This is a genomic window from Bradyrhizobium sp. BR 10261, assembly GCF_019455395.1.
GTDB lineage: Bacteria > Pseudomonadota > Alphaproteobacteria > Rhizobiales > Xanthobacteraceae > Bradyrhizobium > Bradyrhizobium manausense.
In genome coordinates, this window is record NZ_JACOFQ010000036.1 from 47,302 (window position 1) to 63,979 (window position 16,678).

The 16,678-nt window shown below is 63.7% G+C and carries 19 protein-coding genes; 12 read left to right on the forward strand and 7 right to left on the reverse strand.

Going from position 1 to position 16,678, the window contains the following annotated elements:
• Positions 1-29: 29 nt before the first annotated feature.
• Positions 30-311, reverse strand: coding sequence for a PsiF family protein (locus tag HYH07_RS31250; protein WP_220006071.1), 282 nt, complete (start codon positions 309-311; stop codon positions 30-32).
• Between the two features lie 185 nt (positions 312-496).
• Here HYH07_RS31250 and HYH07_RS31255 point away from each other — a divergent pair, with 185 nt between their 5' ends.
• Positions 497-997, forward strand: a complete 501-nt coding sequence (locus HYH07_RS31255; protein WP_220006072.1) for a hypothetical protein — start codon at positions 497-499, stop codon at positions 995-997.
• Positions 998-1,044: 47 nt separating this feature from the next.
• Here the strand turns inward: HYH07_RS31255 and HYH07_RS31260 are convergent, their stop codons facing one another.
• Positions 1,045-1,593 carry a TetR/AcrR family transcriptional regulator gene (locus HYH07_RS31260; protein ID WP_220006073.1) on the reverse strand — a complete coding sequence of 183 codons (549 nt, stop codon included), beginning with the start codon at positions 1,591-1,593 and terminating at the stop codon, positions 1,045-1,047.
• A gap of 107 nt (positions 1,594-1,700) precedes the next feature.
• Here HYH07_RS31260 and HYH07_RS31265 point away from each other — a divergent pair, with 107 nt between their 5' ends.
• The 5 genes from HYH07_RS31265 (at position 1,701) to HYH07_RS31285 (ending at position 4,499) form a co-directional block, all read left to right on the forward strand.
• Positions 1,701-2,129, forward strand: coding sequence for a thioesterase family protein (locus HYH07_RS31265; RefSeq protein WP_220006074.1), 429 nt, complete (start codon positions 1,701-1,703; stop codon positions 2,127-2,129).
• Between the two features lie 3 nt (positions 2,130-2,132).
• Entirely contained in the window at positions 2,133-2,609 is a 477-nt protein-coding gene (locus tag HYH07_RS31270) for a PaaI family thioesterase (protein WP_220006075.1), read from the forward strand.
• 40 nt (positions 2,610-2,649) lie between these two features.
• Entirely contained in the window at positions 2,650-3,033 is a 384-nt protein-coding gene (locus HYH07_RS31275; RefSeq protein WP_220006076.1) for a CidA/LrgA family protein, read from the forward strand.
• Positions 3,030-3,752: an LrgB family protein gene (locus tag HYH07_RS31280; RefSeq protein ID WP_220006077.1), complete on the forward strand. Its 723-nt coding sequence runs from the start codon at positions 3,030-3,032 to the stop codon at positions 3,750-3,752. Before HYH07_RS31275 ends, HYH07_RS31280 begins: the two co-directional genes overlap by 4 nt.
• Before the next feature lie 87 nt (positions 3,753-3,839).
• A complete protein-coding gene (locus tag HYH07_RS31285; RefSeq protein WP_220006078.1) occupies positions 3,840-4,499 on the forward strand; it encodes a DsbA family protein in 660 nt (219 codons plus the stop codon).
• An 82-nt stretch (positions 4,500-4,581) separates the two neighbouring features.
• On the opposite strand, the gene HYH07_RS31290 is transcribed toward HYH07_RS31285, so the two are convergent.
• From HYH07_RS31290 to HYH07_RS31300, 3 genes are all read right to left on the reverse strand, one after another.
• Positions 4,582-4,788, reverse strand: a complete 207-nt coding sequence (locus HYH07_RS31290; RefSeq protein WP_057746439.1) for a hypothetical protein — start codon at positions 4,786-4,788, stop codon at positions 4,582-4,584.
• 86 nt (positions 4,789-4,874) lie between these two features.
• Positions 4,875-5,945 carry a phospholipase gene (locus HYH07_RS31295; protein WP_220006079.1) on the reverse strand — a complete coding sequence of 357 codons (1,071 nt, stop codon included), beginning with the start codon at positions 5,943-5,945 and terminating at the stop codon, positions 4,875-4,877.
• A 20-nt stretch (positions 5,946-5,965) separates the two neighbouring features.
• Entirely contained in the window at positions 5,966-6,955 is a 990-nt protein-coding gene (locus HYH07_RS31300; RefSeq protein ID WP_220006080.1) for a S1C family serine protease, read from the reverse strand.
• 285 nt (positions 6,956-7,240) lie between these two features.
• On the opposite strand from HYH07_RS31300, the gene HYH07_RS31305 reads away from it, so the two are divergent.
• The 6 genes from HYH07_RS31305 (at position 7,241) to HYH07_RS31330 (ending at position 14,537) form a co-directional block, all read left to right on the forward strand.
• Positions 7,241-8,659, forward strand: a complete 1,419-nt coding sequence (locus tag HYH07_RS31305; RefSeq protein ID WP_220006081.1) for a M20 family metallopeptidase — start codon at positions 7,241-7,243, stop codon at positions 8,657-8,659.
• Positions 8,660-8,921: 262 nt separating this feature from the next.
• Positions 8,922-10,712, forward strand: a complete 1,791-nt coding sequence (locus HYH07_RS31310) for a peptide ABC transporter substrate-binding protein (RefSeq protein WP_220006082.1) — start codon at positions 8,922-8,924, stop codon at positions 10,710-10,712.
• A 22-nt stretch (positions 10,713-10,734) separates the two neighbouring features.
• Entirely contained in the window at positions 10,735-11,694 is a 960-nt protein-coding gene (locus tag HYH07_RS31315; protein WP_220006083.1) for an ABC transporter permease, read from the forward strand.
• Positions 11,660-12,577, forward strand: coding sequence for an ABC transporter permease (locus HYH07_RS31320; RefSeq protein ID WP_220006084.1), 918 nt, complete (start codon positions 11,660-11,662; stop codon positions 12,575-12,577). Before HYH07_RS31315 ends, HYH07_RS31320 begins: the two co-directional genes overlap by 35 nt.
• Entirely contained in the window at positions 12,577-13,572 is a 996-nt protein-coding gene (locus HYH07_RS31325; RefSeq protein WP_220006085.1) for an ABC transporter ATP-binding protein, read from the forward strand. The genes HYH07_RS31320 and HYH07_RS31325 overlap by 1 nt, the downstream gene beginning before the upstream one ends.
• Positions 13,569-14,537 carry an ABC transporter ATP-binding protein gene (locus HYH07_RS31330; RefSeq protein WP_220006086.1) on the forward strand — a complete coding sequence of 323 codons (969 nt, stop codon included), beginning with the start codon at positions 13,569-13,571 and terminating at the stop codon, positions 14,535-14,537. The genes HYH07_RS31325 and HYH07_RS31330 overlap by 4 nt, the downstream gene beginning before the upstream one ends.
• A gap of 69 nt (positions 14,538-14,606) precedes the next feature.
• On the opposite strand, the gene HYH07_RS31335 is transcribed toward HYH07_RS31330, so the two are convergent.
• Positions 14,607-14,828: a dodecin gene (locus HYH07_RS31335; protein WP_220006087.1), complete on the reverse strand. Its 222-nt coding sequence runs from the start codon at positions 14,826-14,828 to the stop codon at positions 14,607-14,609.
• A gap of 124 nt (positions 14,829-14,952) precedes the next feature.
• Positions 14,953-16,233, reverse strand: a complete 1,281-nt coding sequence (locus tag HYH07_RS31340) for a glycosyltransferase family 87 protein (protein WP_220006088.1) — start codon at positions 16,231-16,233, stop codon at positions 14,953-14,955.
• Between the last annotated feature and the right edge of the window lie 445 nt (positions 16,234-16,678).

Here is a 16,678-nt window from a genome sequence, read left to right on the forward strand (position 1 = left end):
CCAAAGGCGAGGCGAGGATTGTGACGGAATTACTTCTTGTCAGCGGCCGGCGCTGGCGCGGCAGCGCCACCGGCCTTCGCGGTCTTGATGCATTCGGAGCGGAATTTCTTGCGCTCCTTGCCATGCAGGCCCTTGGCATCCGCCTGCTTGGAGCATTCCAGCGACTCGGCCGAGTGCTCCTTTGGCGCCTTCTTGTCAGTGGTGTTAGCAGGTTCGGTTTTGGCAACCGGCGCCGCGGTCTGGGCAAAGGCGGTGCCGGTGGCGAACAGGGAGGCGATCGCGACGACGGCAAGGCGGGAGGCAAGGGTCATGATGTGGCTCTTCTTGCGAGAGTTGCGGAGGCCGCGAACGTCGACCCGCGTTGCTGAACGCCACATGAATAACCCGAACGGCGCGGCCACTATATTTTGGCCCAGACCACCATCGCTTTCTTGTCCGAAGTCGCCGACACGCTAGGATAGCAATCCTCGTTTTGCTTCCCTGAGGGAGACCAAGGATGACCATTCAAGCTAAATTGTTGTGTGCCATTGCGGCAACGGGCGTTGCCGCGCTGGTGGCGAGTGCGCCGGCCCAGGCATTGACCGCGCAGGAGTGCAGCGCGAAGTACCAAGCCGCCAAAAAGGACGGCTCGCTCGGGACCATGAAGTGGAATGACTTCCGCAAGGCCCAGTGCGGCGCCGACGCGACGCCTGCGGCTGCGCCGACCGCAGCTGCCCCCGCCGCACCTCCGTCCGCCCCGGCGGCGACAACGACGGCGAAGAAGGAAGCTGCGCCCGCAGTTGCTCCGGCGCCAACCCTGCCGGCCGGTCCCGCGATCTTCCCGAACGCCGTCGATCCGAAATACGCCAAGGAGACCGCCGGCAAGGCGCGCCTTCACACCTGTGTCGACCAGTACAATGCCAACAAGGCCACCAACGGCAATGGCGGCATGAAGTGGATCGCAAAGGGCGGCGGCTATTACAGCGAATGCAACAAGAAGCTGAAAGGCGCCGCCTGAGGCTTCGAGATCACGTCGAGGCCGGAGCCAGACTCCGGCCTCTTGTTTCAGTCCAGCAGTTTTTCGGCCGACTTCGCCACGAGCTGCGATCGCTTGCGCGGGCCGCGCTCGACGAACAACAGGCTCTGGCCGAAGATGAAGCAGTAGAACAGGAAGGCCTGTGCTTCAGCTTCTTCGGCTTCAAGGCCGGTCGCGCGATAGAGTTCGGCGACGTGCTTCAGCCGCGCCGCATCGACACTTGCGACCGCCGCCGCGGCGCTCTCGTCTGAACGCGCCCATTGCCTGATCGCGAGCTCGATCGCCATGCCTTCCGGATTGAGCCGCTCGGAGTAGAGTTGGATCACCGTCTTCAGCCGCTCGCGGGGTGCTTCGCCGTCAAGGCTGGTCTGCTGCGCGATCGAGGCCGAGCGGCCTTCGCGCCAGTGCACCAGCATGGCCTCCAGCAGCGCGGCGCGGTCGGCGAAGCGGCGGTAGAAGCCGCCTTTGGTGACGCCGAGATTCTTGGCGAGCACCTCGACCCTGACACCCTCGACGCCTGCACGGGCAAGCTCCTTGAATCCTGCCTCGACCCAGACGTCGCCCTTGCCGTCGTTCATAAATGAAGCCCTCACCGGTTCTTGATACGGTGCCGTATTGCTAACGCGTTCGGCGCTTGATACGCTAGCGTATCAAAATCAAGACACGGCAAGGGCGGGGAATGAGGATGGAGCAGGAGGCAACCTATCGCGGCACGGTCTATCCCTGGCACTGCGATCATGTCGGCCACATGAACATCATGTGGTATGTCGGCAAGTTCGACGAGGCCAATTGGAATCTGTTCGCCCGGCTCGGGCTGACGCCGAGCTATCTGCGCATCTCCGGCCGCGGCATGGCAGCGGTGCAGCAGAACATCACCTACAAGCGCGAGTTGCTCGCCGGCGACATCGTCGAGATCCGCAGCCATCTGCTCGAAGTTCGCGACAAGTCGATCCGCTTTCGGCACGACTTGACCAATGCCGAGACCGGCGAACTCGCCGCAACTTGCGAGATCATCGGTGTGCACATGGACCGCAGCCAGCGCAAATCGGTGCCATTCGAGGCTGTGATCCGCGAGCTCGCTCTGAGACATCTTGTCGAACCGGTCGAGGCCTGAGCCATGGCTGCGTTCGAGCCGAAGAACCCCGGCTATCGCGCGGCGGCCATCGCGATGTTCGAGCGGCAGCCGGCGATGCACACGCTCGGCATCGTGATCGTCCGCCTCGCGCCAGGCGAGGTCGAGCTCGCCATGCTGCATTCGGCCGCCTTCACGCAGCAGAACGGCTTTGTCCATGCCGGCATCATCACCGCGGGGCTCGACAATGCCTGCGGCGTCGCCGCCTTCACGCTGATGCCATCAGAGGCCGATATCCTCACGGTCGAGTTCAAGACCACGCTGCTCGCACCTGCCCGTGGCGAACGTTTTGTCTTCAAGGCCGAGGTCGTCAAGCCCGGCCGTACGCTTACCTTCTGCGAAGCCGAGGCTTTTGCCGAACACGAGGACAAGACCACACTGATCGCGACCATGACCGGCACGCTGATGGCAATGCTGCCCCGCGCAACCGCTTCGCAGGAGCCGCGCCCATCCCACGCCTAGCGGCAATTGACAAGCGCTGCAGCGCATCCCCTGATGCGTCATGCTCGCGAGTCTCAGCCTCATCCTGCTCTGCCAATTGATCGGCGAGGCCGTGGTCCGCGGCCTCGGCCTGCCGCTGCCCGGGCCTGTGCTCGGCCTGCTCCTGCTTCTGATCCTGCTGCTCGCCCGCGACCGGTTTGCACTGCTCGCGCGTGGGCCATTGCGGAACGACGGCGTGGAGACCGCGAGCAAGGGGCTGCTGGCGCATCTCTCGCTGCTGTTCGTGCCCGCCGCCGTCGGCGTCGTGCAGAAGCTCGATCTGCTCGCCTCTCATGGCGTTGCCATCATTGTGATCCTTGCAGCCTCGGTGGTGGTGACTTTGCTGGTGACCGTCCTGACCTTCCGCCTGGTCAGCCGTCTGTTGCGACAGCAGGACGTCCCATGAAGGACAATCCGTTCTCGCTCTGGGTCTATCTGTCGCAATCACCGCTGCTCTGGCTGACGGTGACGCTGCTGGTCTATGCCACCACGGATGCCGTGTCGCTGGCGACGCGGCGCCATCCATTCGCCAATCCCGTGCTCCATGCAATGTGGATCATCGGAGCGTTCCTGCTCGTAACGGGCACTTCCTACACCACCTATTTCGCCGGCGCGCAGTTCGTGCACTTCCTGCTCGGGCCCGCCACCGTCGCGCTCGCCGTGCCCCTCTACGAGAATCGCAGGCGCGTGGTCTCATCCATCGTGCCGATGCTGGTGGCGCTGGTGGCGGGCTCGGTGACGGCCGTGGTGTCTGTCGCGCTGCTGGCGGAGCTCGCTGGCCTGCCGCGCGATGTGGTGCTGTCGTTGGCGCCGAAATCGGTCACGGCGGGCGTTGCCATGGGCATCGCGGAATCCCTGCATGCGGACCCATCACTGACGGCGGTTGCGGTGATCCTGACGGGGATCATGGGTGCCATGATCGTCACGCCGCTGATGAATCGTACCGGTGTGACCGATTTTCGCGCCCGCGGCTTTGCCGCCGGACTTGCCGCGCACGGCATCGGGACTGCTCGAGCGTTCCAGGTCGACGAGATCGCCGGCGTGTTCTCCGGTATCGCCATGAGCCTGAACGCTCTGGTGACCTCGTTTCTGGTCCCTTTGGTGGTGACTCTGCTGCTGCGATGACATCGCCTCCGCAACACTCTATATGGTCTGTAACAACTCCCGGTCCCGAGGCGTATTTGCTGCGATGGGACCGAAACGGGACAAGATATGGCTGGATATCGGAATAGGGGACTTATGCCGACGCGTCGAACGGCGCTGACGCTGATGGGCGCGGGCGCCCTTGCGGCTGGCGGGATGACCTTGGCGCGCGCGGCCGCCGGGGATGACGAGGTGCTGACGGAAGCCAAGGTGCTGCGCGATCCCGACGTTCCCGTTGCCGGCAATCCCGATGGCAACATCAGCATCATCGAATGGTCCGACTACAATTGCCCCTATTGCCGCAAGCTCGAACCGGAGCTGCGCCAGGTCGTCCAGGACGACGGCAAGGTCAGGCTGGTCTTGAAGGACTGGCCGATCCTCGGGCCGGTCTCGGTGACGGCCGCCCGTACCGCACTCGCCGCGAAATACCAGGACAAGTATCACAAGGCCCATGACGCCATGATGGGCGTCAGCTCGCGCCTGACCGAATCGCGCATCAACGAGCTGCTCGCCTCGGTCGGCGTCGACATGGATCGTCTCAAGGGCGACCTCACTGCGCACGCCAAGGACATCGACGCGATCCTCAAGCACAACAACGAGCAGGCCGAAGCTTTCGGCTTCAACGGCACGCCGTCCTTTATCGTCGGCAAGTATCGCGTCCCCGGCGTGCTCAGCATGAACGAATTCGAGCAGGTCATCGCCGACGCCCGCAAAGCCAAGATGAACTGAATATCGCCGTGCTGGTCGCAGCCAAGACAAAGGCGCCGCCGCGGATCCGCGACGGCGCCTTGTTCATATCAGGTTGATCGAATTACTTCGACGAGATCTTGACCCAGTCCTTGTGCGCGCGATCGCGCAGCAGGTCCCAATCGGCCTTCGCAACGTCCCAGTTCACGATGGTGCGATTGGTGATCGCGACCTCACCATTGGCGACTGACGACGTCTGCATGGAATCATAGACATAGACGCTGCAAGCAAGCAGCAGCGCGCCCAGGATCATTCCGAAAAAAGTCTGCATGGAGAACCCTCCGGTGTGTCGGGCCGATAACGTCGGCCCGGAGTGAATGGTTCCGCGAGAGTAGGGCGCGGGTAAGGACGGCTCGTTCACGCCCCGTTCAGCCATTGCAGCAGCTCCGCGTTGATCTCGCGCGGATAGGTGTGACTGAGATCATCGATCTCACGGTAGGTGACCTTGGCGCCCGCGGCCGTGAGGGCTGCTTGCGTTTGCCGCGCGGTCTGCACCGGAAACATCCAGTCGAGCTTGCCGTGAGTGATAAAGACAGGCAGGGCCTGAAGCCGCGTAGCGTCGGCCATCTCCGCCATCAGCGGATGGAAAGTCGCCGACACCGGCGCGAGATGGGTGAAGGGCGAGGCGCCGTCAAGCCCGCTGACATAGCAGAAGGTGCCGCCGTCGCTCATGCCTGACAGCAACATGCGTGAGGCGTCGATGGTCCAGCGGCTGCGTACGGTTTCGAGGATGCGCATCAGGTTGGGCGTGTCGGTGTCGTCGCCCATCAGCGCCCAGGTCTGCCCCGTCGCCGTCGGCGCCACCAGGATCGCGCCCAAGCTGCGCGCATCGCGCAGCCAGCTCCACAGGAAGCCGCGACCATTGCCGCTGCCGCCATGCAGCGCCATCACCAGCGGCCAAGCGCGGTCCGGCGTGTAATATTCGGGTACATAGACCGAGAAGCCGCCACGGCTGCCGGGCTCGTTGTGATCATGGAAGATGCCGGTGCGCTCGCTCGCGCCGACCTCCAGCCGCGACAACAGCTCCTCATTCTCCCGCTTGGCGGTGTTGAGGAAGAAATTGCTCACTGGCGGGAATTGCACTGACAGCGGATAAAGCGCCTCTTGCGCGCGCGGCAGATGGCGCAGCGCGCGGAAGACGGAGACGAGATCGCCATTGCCGCGCTCGACGTCACGGATGCCGGCAAAGGCTGATAGCGTCTCGTTGCAGGCGAGATCGAGCCGCTCGCGACGCCCGGCAAACTGCTCCGGCCATTCTCCGATCGCAGCGTGCGCGCCTTGCAGCGCATCGTCGGGCGCGCCGATCGCGTTCATGACCGAGCCGAAGGCCGGCGGATGCAAATGCCGGGCGAAGTAGCCGAGCGCTTCCAGCGCGTTGAGCAGCGGCGGCAGCACGGCCACGATGTCGTCAACGACGGCCTCCGTCATTGCTGCTTCCTTTGGCTGGACTAGTGCAGCTTCGGCGCCTTCAGAAGCTTGAAGCGATCAGTCGACGTCACCGTAACGTCGAAAGTGACGCCCTCATGATGCGCGCTGCCCTGATGATGCACGGTGAGAGGCACGTCGACGCCGGCAGGGCCGAGCGACCACATCTTCTTGTAGAAGCTCGTCTGGCTCGTGACCTTCTCGCCATCCACGGCCAGGATCACGTCACCGGTCTTGAGCTCGGCGTGAGCAGCCGGACCATTGGCGGAGATCCCGATCACCACGACGCGGTTGTCGATTTCGGTCGAATAGAGCCCGAGCCATGGCCGCGCTGGCTTGTTGACGCGGCCAAACTTGCGCAGGTCGTCGAGGATCGGTTTCAACAGGTCGATCGGTACGACCATGTTGACGTGCTCGGCCTTGCCGTCGCGCTCACGATCGAGCTGGAGCGAGCCGATGCCGATCAATTCGCCGCGCTCGTTGATCAATCCCGTGCCGCCCCAATTCGGATGGGCGGGATAGGTGAACAAGGCCTCGTCGAGCAGATACTCCCAATATCCGGCGAATTCCTGCTTGGCGACGATCTGGCTCGCGACCGAGCGCGTCCGCCCTCCGGCGCCGCCGACCACGACGCGGTCGCCGAGCCTGACGTCCGCCGAGGAGCCGAGCGGCAGCGGCTCGATGTCGAGCCGTCCGAGCGCCTGCACCAGGCCGAAGCCGGTGACGGCGTCGAAGCCGAGCACATGTCCCTCCACCACGTGTCCGTCGCCGCGATGAAGCCAGACGGATTCCGCCTCGGTGATGAGATAGCCGATCGTGAGCACCAGCCCGTCGTCGATCACGACGCCATTGCCAGCGCGCTCGGTGCCGAGCGTTTCCGCGCTGAAGGCGTCTGGCGGGATGATGGCGTGGAGGCCGACGACGGAAGCGAGCGCACGGTCAAGATCGAAGCCGTAGTCGCTCGCGCGCGGCTGATTGGCCGGCGGCACTCTCCATTCGGTCAGAACGGTCATGGAGTTCTCCTGGCTGAGAGCATCGCTCCGCCGAGGCTGCGGAACAACGCGCGAAGCAAGCATAATTTAGGCCGGAGGAGGCCATCTTGAAAGACTTGACCGCAACTATTCCAGATGTCGTGACGCCGATTTCGGAGGATGACAGAAATTGTTTGCCCAAATTCGCCCGGAGGTTGCCCCTTCGGGCACCAGTCGCATGGCTGCCGTCCCGCGAGATGCTAGGCGGGGTGCAATGAAGCTGCTAACCATTGCCGCTTCGTTGGCCAAGAGATCACGGACAGAACCATGGACAATCGCAGCGACATCTGGCGTGGCATCGACACGATCAAGGGACGCTTCATCGACCTCAGCGACAAGGTCTGGGGCATGCCCGAGGTCTGCTACACCGAAGCGCGCTCCTGCGCCGAGCATCTCGCTGAGCTGCGCCACCAGGGTTTCCGCATCACCGAAAAGGTCGCGGGCATTCCGACCGCGGTGGTGGGGGAATGGGGCGAGGGCGGCCCGGTCATCGCCTTCATGGGTGAATACGATGCGCTGCCAGGCCTCAGCCAGGAGGCGGGCGTTGCCGAACACCGTCCGGTCGAGACCGGCGGTCACGGCCATGGTTGCGGTCACAATCTGCTCGGCTCCGCCGCCCTGCTCGCCGCGACCGCGGTCAAGGACTGGCTCGCCGAGAACAAGGTGCCAGGCCGCGTGCGCTATTACGGTTGCCCGGCGGAAGAAGGCGGCGCGGCCAAAGCGTTCATGGTGCGCTCGGGCGCGTTCGAGGACGCCGATATCGCCATTACGTGGCATCCGCATAGTTTCTGGGAAGTCGCGGTGACGCCGTCGCTCGCCAACACCCGCGCCGACTTCATCTTCACCGGCCGCACCTCGCATGCGGCGGCTTCGCCCCATCTCGGCCGTTCCGCGCTCGACGCGGTCGAGCTGATGAATGTCGGCGTGAACTACATGCGCGAGCACATGCCGAGCGATGCGCGCGTGCATTACGCGCTGCTGGACACCGGCGGCATTGCGCCGAACGTGGTGCAGGCTCACGCCCGCGTGCGCTATTCCATTCGCGCCCGGGACCTTCCCGGCATGAACGAGCTGGTCGGGCGCGTCAGCAAGATCGCAGAGGGCGCGGCCTTGATGACCGAGACCAAGGTCGAGATGAAGATCATCTCTGCCGTCTCCAACATCCTGCCGAACACGCCGCTGGAACAGGCGCTGCATCGGGTCATGGAGGAGCTGGGACCGCCGCATTTCGACGACACCGACAAGGGCTTTGCCAGCCGGATCCGTGCGACGCTGACCGACAAGGACATCGCGTCGGTCTATTACGCGATCGGCATGGAGCCGACCGATCGGCCGCTGGCCGACTTCCTGGTGCCGCTGGATGCCAAGCGCAACCCGCTGGTCGGCTCGACCGACGTCGGCGACGTCAGCTGGGTGGTGCCGACCGTGCAGGTTCACGCACCAACGGTTGCAATCGGCACGCCGTTCCACACCTGGCAGGTGGTGGCGCAGGGGAAGAGCCCCCACGCGCACAAGGCCATGGTACAGGCGGCCAAGGCCATGGCCGGTCTCGGCATCAAGGCGTTGACCGAACCGGAACTGATCAAGGCTGCGAAGGCCGATCTGACGAAGCGGACGGCCAAGACGCCTTATGTCTGCCCGCTGCCGGACCATGTGGCGCCGCCGCTCAATATGTCCGTCGCGTAGAATTCAATCTCGATACTTCGTCTGATCTCGCGAACAAATTTTTCGCAGTGCAACTAGGTTTCCAGCGGATTTGGACGCTGGAATGCCGAACCGTTGGGCTGCGGAATGAAGTTTTGCCCAACAGACAGCCAGAACATCGTTTGCACACACACGGCTGCAGTTGACGTGCGGCCTATTCGGTGTGCCATCTACCGCCAGCCAAAACCCCGGCGGCCGTTCCGCGGCCGCCTGCATCCATACGGGAACCAGACGGGGGAAAACCATGCTGGACAAAGAACTGCGTTCAATGATCGGTGACGTGACGGACGGGCGGATGGATCGCCGCGCCTTCATTCAGCGCTTGGCCGCCGTCGGCCTCACTGCGCCCATGGCGAACCAGATCCTCGCCATCGGCGGCGTCGCCATGGCGCAGAGCCCCTCGCCCTATCCGCCGACCAAACGCGGTGGCGGTGGCCCGCTCAAGCTGTTGTGGTGGCAGGGACCGACCCTGCTCAATCCGCACTTCGCCACTGGCACCAAGGACCAGGACGGTTCGCGGCTGTTTTACGAGCCGCTCGCAAGCTGGGACGCCAACGGCAATCTCAATCCCATTCTCGCTGCCGAGATACCGTCGCTCCAGAACGGCGGCCTTGCCGCCGACGCCAAGTCGGTGAGCTGGAAGATCAAGCCTGGCGTCAAATGGCATGACGGCAAGCCCCTCACCGCCGAAGATCTCGTGTTCACCTGGGCATATGCCAGCGACCCCGCCACCGCGGCCGTGTCAGTCAACACCTACGCCGACATGACCGTGGAAAAGGTTGACGATCTCACGATTCGCATCTCGTTCAAGAACCCCACGCCCTTCTGGGCCAATGCCTTTGTCGGCGCCTATGGCTGCATCCTCCCGAAACACTTGTTTGCGGACTACAAGGGCGGAAAATCCCGCGAGGCGCCGAACAATTTGGCACCGATCGGTACCGGTCCCTATAAGTTCGTCGAGTTCAAGCCGGGCGACGTGGTCCGCGGCGAGCTCAACCCCGACTATCACATGCCGAACCGTCCGTATTTCGACTCGATCGAGATGAAGGGCGGTGGCGATGCCGTCTCGGCGGCGCGCGCGGTGATCCAGACCGGCGAATATGATTTCGGCTGGAACATCCAGGTCGAGGATGACGTGCTGTTGCGCCTGGAGAAGGGCGGCAAGGGCAAGACCATTAACGCCGTGGGCGGCGACATCGAGTTCATCGCGCTCAACTTCACCGACCCCAACACCGAGGTTGATGGCGAACGGTCCTCGGTCAAGACCAAGCATCCGATCCTGTCGGATCCGAACGTGCGCAAGGCGCTCGCCCTCCTCGTGGATCGCGAGTCCGTCAAGAAGGCGATCTACGGCCGGGCCGGACGCACCACGGCCAACTACCTCAACGGTCCCGAGAAGTTCGTCTCCAAGAACACCTCTTGGGAGTTCAACATCGAGAAGGCGTCGAAGATGCTCGATGACGCCGGCTGGAAGGTCGGCGCCGACGGCATTCGCGAGAAAGACGGCAAGAAATTCAAGCTTCTGTACCAGACCTCGACCAATGGTCCGCGGCAGAAGACCCAGGCCATCGTCAAGCAGGCCTGTCAGAAGGCCGGCATCGATGTGGAGCTGAAATCGGTCGTGGCCTCGGTGTTCTTCTCCTCCGACGTCGCCAACCCCGATACCTATTCCAAGTTCTACGCCGACATCGAGGAGTTCCAGATCCCGATGACCCAGCCCGATCCCGCCCTGCACATGAAGCGCTATATCTCGAGTCAGGTCGCCAGCAAGGAGAACAAGTGGCAGGGGCAAAACTTCCCCCGCTATGTTAACAAGGACTACGACGCGTTGATTGCAGCGGCGGAAACGGAAACCGATCCGGTCAAGCGAGCGGCGCTCTACATCAAGTGTAACGACATGCTGTGGCAGGACACCGTCTTCATTCCGGTGATGCACCGCCTGAAGGTGGAGGCTGCCTCCAATACCCTGCGCCCCGCGCTCAGCGGCTGGGCCAATGAAACGGACAACATACAGGACTGGTACCGCGAGGCGTGAGGAACCGGCATAAGGTCCCCTCATGAGTCAGTACATTCTGCGTCGTCTCTTGATCGCCGTGCCGAGCCTTCTCGGCATCTCGGCGGTCCTGTTCTTCGTGCTGGCTCTTGCGCCCGGCGATCCCTTCTCGGAGTTGGCGACCAATCCGAACGTGCCACCCGAAGTGCAAGCTGCACTTCGGGCCAGGTTCGGGCTCGATGATCCGATCTATCTCCGTTATTTCCACTGGCTCAACGCCATGGCGCACGGCGATTGGGGCTTCTCCTTCGTCAGCCGCATGAACGTTGACACGCTGATCCTCCAGCGCCTGCCGACCACGCTCTACGTGATCGGCTCGGCGCAGGTCCTGGCGCTTCTGATCGCAATCCCAGTCGGGGTCTACGCTGCCACAAAGCCCTATTCGCTGTTCGACCAGATCGCGAACACCCTCGCCTTCATCGGCTTCTCGCTGCCGACCTTCTTCACCGGTCTCCTGTTCATCCTGATCTTCTCGGTCACGCTGGACTGGCTGCCCTTTGTCTATACCACCGACATCAAGGCCACCGGCATCCCCTATGTGCTGGAAATGGTCCGGCAGGCAATCATGCCGGTTACCGTGCTCGGCCTGTTCCAGGCGGCATCGATGACGCGCTTTGTCCGTTCGGCGACGCTCGACGTCATCAGGCTCGACTACGTCACAACGGCGCGTGCCAAGGGTCTCGGCCAGGCCAAGGTCATCGTCAAGCATGTGATGCGCAACGCCATGATCCCGGTGGTTACGCTGGTCGCGCTGCAGCTGCCCGCGGTGTTCGGCGGCGCCCTCGTCACCGAGCAGATCTTCCGGATTCCCGGCATCGGATCGCTGCTGATCTCATCCATCCTTTCCAACGACACGCCGGTGGTGATGGCCGTCACTTTCGTCTTCGCCTGCCTCGTGGTGCTTTTCAATCTCATCGCGGACGTCCTGTATGGCTGGCTTGACCCTCGCATCTCCCTCCGCTGAGCGGGGGGTCTACTCGCCCTGGCGCGAGACGTGGCGGCGCTATAGCCGCCACAAGCTCGCCGTGGTCAGCACCTTTCTGCTTCTCGTTCTGGTCCTGGCGGTCGTGTTCGGTCCCTTCATCTGGCGCGTCAAGATCAATGACATCGACATCGTCGCCGGTCTGCAGGGGCCGTCGCTCTCCCATCCCTTCGGCACGGACGATCTCGGGCAGGATATCCTGGCGCGGATGATCTATGGGGGGCGCATCTCGCTTGCCGTCGGCCTCGCTGCGATGCTGGTCTCGGTCTTCATCGGTACACTGATTGGCGCGCTCGCCGGCATGTCGCGTGGCGCGCTCGGGCATGGATTGATGTGGCTTACCGACCTTTTTCTGTCGCTGCCGCAACTGCCGTTGCTGCTATTGCTGATCTATCTCTTCCGCGACGGGCTGAAGCAGGTGTTCGGTCCGGAGGGGGGCATCTTCATCCTGATCGTGCTCGTGATCGGCGGTCTGCGCTGGATGCCGGTGGCGCGCCTGGTCCGCGCCCAGTTCCTGTCGATCCGCGAGAAGGAGTTCGTCGAGGCCGCGCGTGCGCTCGGCGCCAGCCCGGTGCGGCAGGTGGTGAAGCACATCCTGCCCAATGCGCTCGGCCCGGTGATCATCGCCGGCACCATCGACGTTGCGGCCGCCATCATCGCGGAATCGACGCTGTCCTTCCTTGGCCTCGGCTTCCCGCCAGATACGCCGACCTGGGGCCGGCTGCTGTTCGACGCCAAGGACTTCCTCGATATCGGCCCGCACTGGGCCCTGTTCCCGGGCGGCGCGATCTTCATCGCGGTCGTCGCCATCAACTTCATCGGGGACGGTCTGCGCGATGCGCTCGATGCGCGACGGGTGATCTGATGGCGCCGCTGCTCGAGATCAAAGGCCTCAAGACCCACTTCTCTACCGATGACGGCATCCTCCAGGCCGTCGACGGCGTCGACATCACCATCAACAAGGGCGAGACGCTCTGCGTCGTCGGCGAATCCGGCTGCGGCAAGACCGTGACTGCAATGTCGATCCTGAAGCTGATCGCGATGCCGCCGGGCCGCATCGCCGCAGGGGAGATCATCTTCGAAGGCCGCGATCTGGTGCCGTTGACGAGCAACCAGCTCGACGAAATCCGCGCCAAGGAGATCGGCTTCATCTTCCAGGAGCCGATGACCTCGCTCAATCCGGTACTCACCGTCGGTGAGCAGATCGCCGAGAGCCTGCGCCGGCACGAGAACGTCACCAGGAAGCAGGCGCTCGAGCGCACGGTCGAGATGCTGAAGCTGGTGCAGATTCCGAACGCCGATGGCCGCGTGCACAACTATCCGCACCAGTTCTCCGGCGGCATGCGCCAGCGCGTGATGATCGCGATGGCGCTGGCCTGCAAGCCCAAGCTGATCATCGCCGACGAGCCGACCACCGCGCTCGACGTCACCATCCAGGCGCAGATCCTCGATTTGCTCCAGGACATGAAGGAACGCTTCGGCATGGCGGTGATGCTGATCACCCATGCCATGGGCGTCGTCGCCGAAACGGCGCAGCGCGTTGTCGTGATGTATGCCGGCAAAGTGGTGGAGGAGGCCGGCGTCGACGCTCTTTTCGCCGATCCGCGCCATCCCTACACGCAAGGCCTGATCCGCTCGATTCCGCGCATCGATCTCGACAGTGAGCACAAGACGCGGCTCGAGGCGATCGGCGGCTCGGTGCCGATCCTGATCAATCCGCCGGTCGGCTGCCGCTTCGCGCCGCGCTGCAAGTTCGCCATGAACGTCTGCACCGCGAAGGAGCCGTTGCTGCGCGAGATCGCGCCCGGTCACCGCATGGCCTGTCATCTCGGTGATCCGCAAGTGGGAGGCGCGGCATGAGCGAGCCCTTGCTCCGCGTCAGCGGCCTGAAGAAATATTTCCCCGTGCTCGGTGGCCTGCTGTCGCGCCAGGTCGGCACCGTCTATGCGGTCGACGGCGTGTCGTTCTCCGTCAATCGCGGCGAGACGCTTGGTCTGGTCGGCGAGTCCGGTTGCGGCAAGTCGACCACGGGACGTTGCGTGTTGCGCCTGATCGAGCCGACCGATGGCGAAGTCACCTTCGACGGTCAGAACGTGCGCAACCTCGGCGGCAACGATCTGCGCGCGATGCGGCGGAACATGCAGCTCGTGTTCCAGGATCCGTTCGCCTCGCTCAATCCGCGCATGACGGTCGGCTCGATCCTCGGCGAAGCCTTCACCATCCACAATCTCGCAGCCAACGCCAGGGAGCGTGAGGAACGCGTCGCGGGCTTGCTGGTCAAGGTCGGCCTCAAGGCCGAGCACATGCGACGTTATCCGCATGAATTCTCTGGCGGCCAGCGCCAGCGCATCGTGATCGCACGCGCCCTAGCGGTCGAGCCGAAGCTGATCGTCTGCGACGAGCCGGTATCCGCGCTCGACGTCTCGATCCAGGCGCAGGTCATCAACCTGCTGGAAGATCTCCAGGCCGAGCTGAATCTCACCTATCTGTTCGTGGCGCACGACCTGTCGGTGGTCGAGCACATCTCCGACCGCGTCGCAGTGATGTATCTCGGCCGCATCGTCGAGTTGGCGAAGGCGAGCGATCTCTATCGCAATCCGCAGCATCCCTACACCAAGGCACTGCTCTCCGCGGTGCCGGTGCCGGACCCCAAGCTCAAGCGCAACCGCATCCGCCTCAAGGGCGACGTGCCGAGCCCGATGAAGCCGCCGTCAGGCTGTCACTTCCACACCCGCTGTCCGATCGCCCAGCCCCGCTGTGCGGAAAGCGCGCCGGAGCTGAAGGAAGGCGCGGGCGGACATTACGTGGCGTGTCACCTGGCTTAAAGTTGCGCGGTCGGCATGCCCGGGGGCTACGGTGCGCTGACGAGCGAGCTTTATCGATGCAAGCCCGTCTCACCCTTCCAGCGTAAAGCCGACGCGCAGCGTCACCTGGTAGTGGCGCACCGCACCGTTCTCGATGTGACCACGGGTCTGCACCACCTCGAACCATTTCATCTCGCGAATGGTCTTGGACGCGCGGCTGACAGCATTCTTGATGGCATCATCGATCGAGGTCTCGGACGATCCGACCAGTTCCAGGATCTTGTAGACATGATCCTTCTCGGCGGCGGGCATGGTGAGCCTCCCTGGTTGCGCGGCAGCCTTCGCCTCCGCATGGGCTCCCAATTGAACGGGTACCGGCCGTTCCGGTTCCGTCGCGCGGCGGCGTGACGCCGGCTCTGTCGCGGACGTAATGGCGTTATTCCGCAGCCTGGGCGGCTTGCGGTAGCACGGAGGCGGACTGCATTCCGCGCCAGAGCAGCCGCAGCAGCAGGGCCAGCAAGGCCATCATCGCGAAGCCGCCGAGCGCCGGCGCAAACCTGTCGGTCAGCCCGGCGAGATAGGCCTGTTCCTCGCCGAACTGCGCCGCCAGCCGCGCCGATTGAAGCATGCCGTAGGCGCCGGCCAGCAGGATCAGCCCGTAGATGATGCCGCGTTCGCGCGCGCTCGCCAGCAGCGCCAGATCGGGAAGCAGCAAGCCGAGGCCGATGCCGATCATGGGCAGATCATAATCATAGGCGTAGGGGCTGATCATCACCGAGACCAGGGCGGTGATGCCGAGGGCGAATCGGGGTGACATCTTGCGCGCCGCGCCGAGCCAGACGGCAAGCACCACCGCGCAGAGCGCAAGGCTCGCGACCGTTGCCTGCGCCCAGAAGGCAAGAGTTGGCGGAACGCCCGCCCGGGAAAGCGCCGCGTAGGTCGAGATCATTCGCAGCAGCGGGTAAATGCCCTGATCGAGAAAACGCGCCGATTCCCCGATCGCGCCAAGCCATGCGGTCCAGATCTGCCAGCCGAACACCAGTGTGCAGACCATGGAGCTTGCCAGCACGACCAAAGCGGCGGTCGCGAGCGCCACCCAGCGGCGTGTCGCCAGCATGTAGACACCGACGGCGATGGCGAGATGCGGCTTGATCACCATCGCACCCAGCGCGAGGCCGGCGACAAGCTGGCGCCGCTCCACGTTGAGGCAGGCCAGGCCAATCAGGGCGCCGGTGAGAAAGCCGTTCTGTCCGCCGCCGATCGTGATCGCAAGCGCGGGAAACAGTGCGACCAGGACATGGGCGAAATTCGCGCCCGCAATGGCGCGAAGCATCAGCAGGTAGGCCACGAGCGTTGCGACGATGAACACCAAATAGGCGATGCCAACCGGCAGCAGCGCCAGCGGTGCGACGAGCAGGTCGAACTGCGGCGGGTAGGTCCAGGGCATGAAGCCGGTTGCTCCATGCGCAGCCTCGGCCTGGAGCTTCATCAGCGTTTCGAACCGGTACACCAGATCGACCTGGCCGCGCCACACCTGTTGCGCGGCGATGTAAAAGGCGTCGAAATCGGAGAGCTCGCGGATCTGGAAGACGCCCCAGCGCCCAAACCTCAACGTCTTGAACAGCACCATCACGGCCAGCGCCGCCAGCACGAAGCGGACATAGGCGATCCGTTTCGATGGCGAAAATCGAACCGCTTCCAGCGCCTCGGCAAACATGAGCGACGACCCGACCCTGACCGATCAGCGGCATGCAGGCCCGCAAATCCCGGCCAAACTGCCATCAGAGGCTTAAGGGACGGTAACGAATGCAAAGGGAATTGGGAGCGCCAACCGCGATTTTGCGGTTTCGCACGGGTGAAATGGCAGAACTGCCCCGGGCTTTCGCCGTCGCGGTTGCCTCTGCGGAAGCCGAAGCGTTAACCTGAATGCGTTTTCCACGAACATTCGATGTGCGGCGATAATCGATCGTTGGACGAGGAGCGCCATAATCGGGATCGAGTTGCTCGTGGTGTCGGCGCCCGGCGTCGCGTAGAACGATGCCGTTGGGTCACCCGACGCAATGTCGCTACAGGTCACAGCCGATCCGTCCACGATCGAATGCCGCAAGCTTGAGGCGGTCAATCCCGCTTACGCAAACGCTTCGTTATCTACCACGTCGACT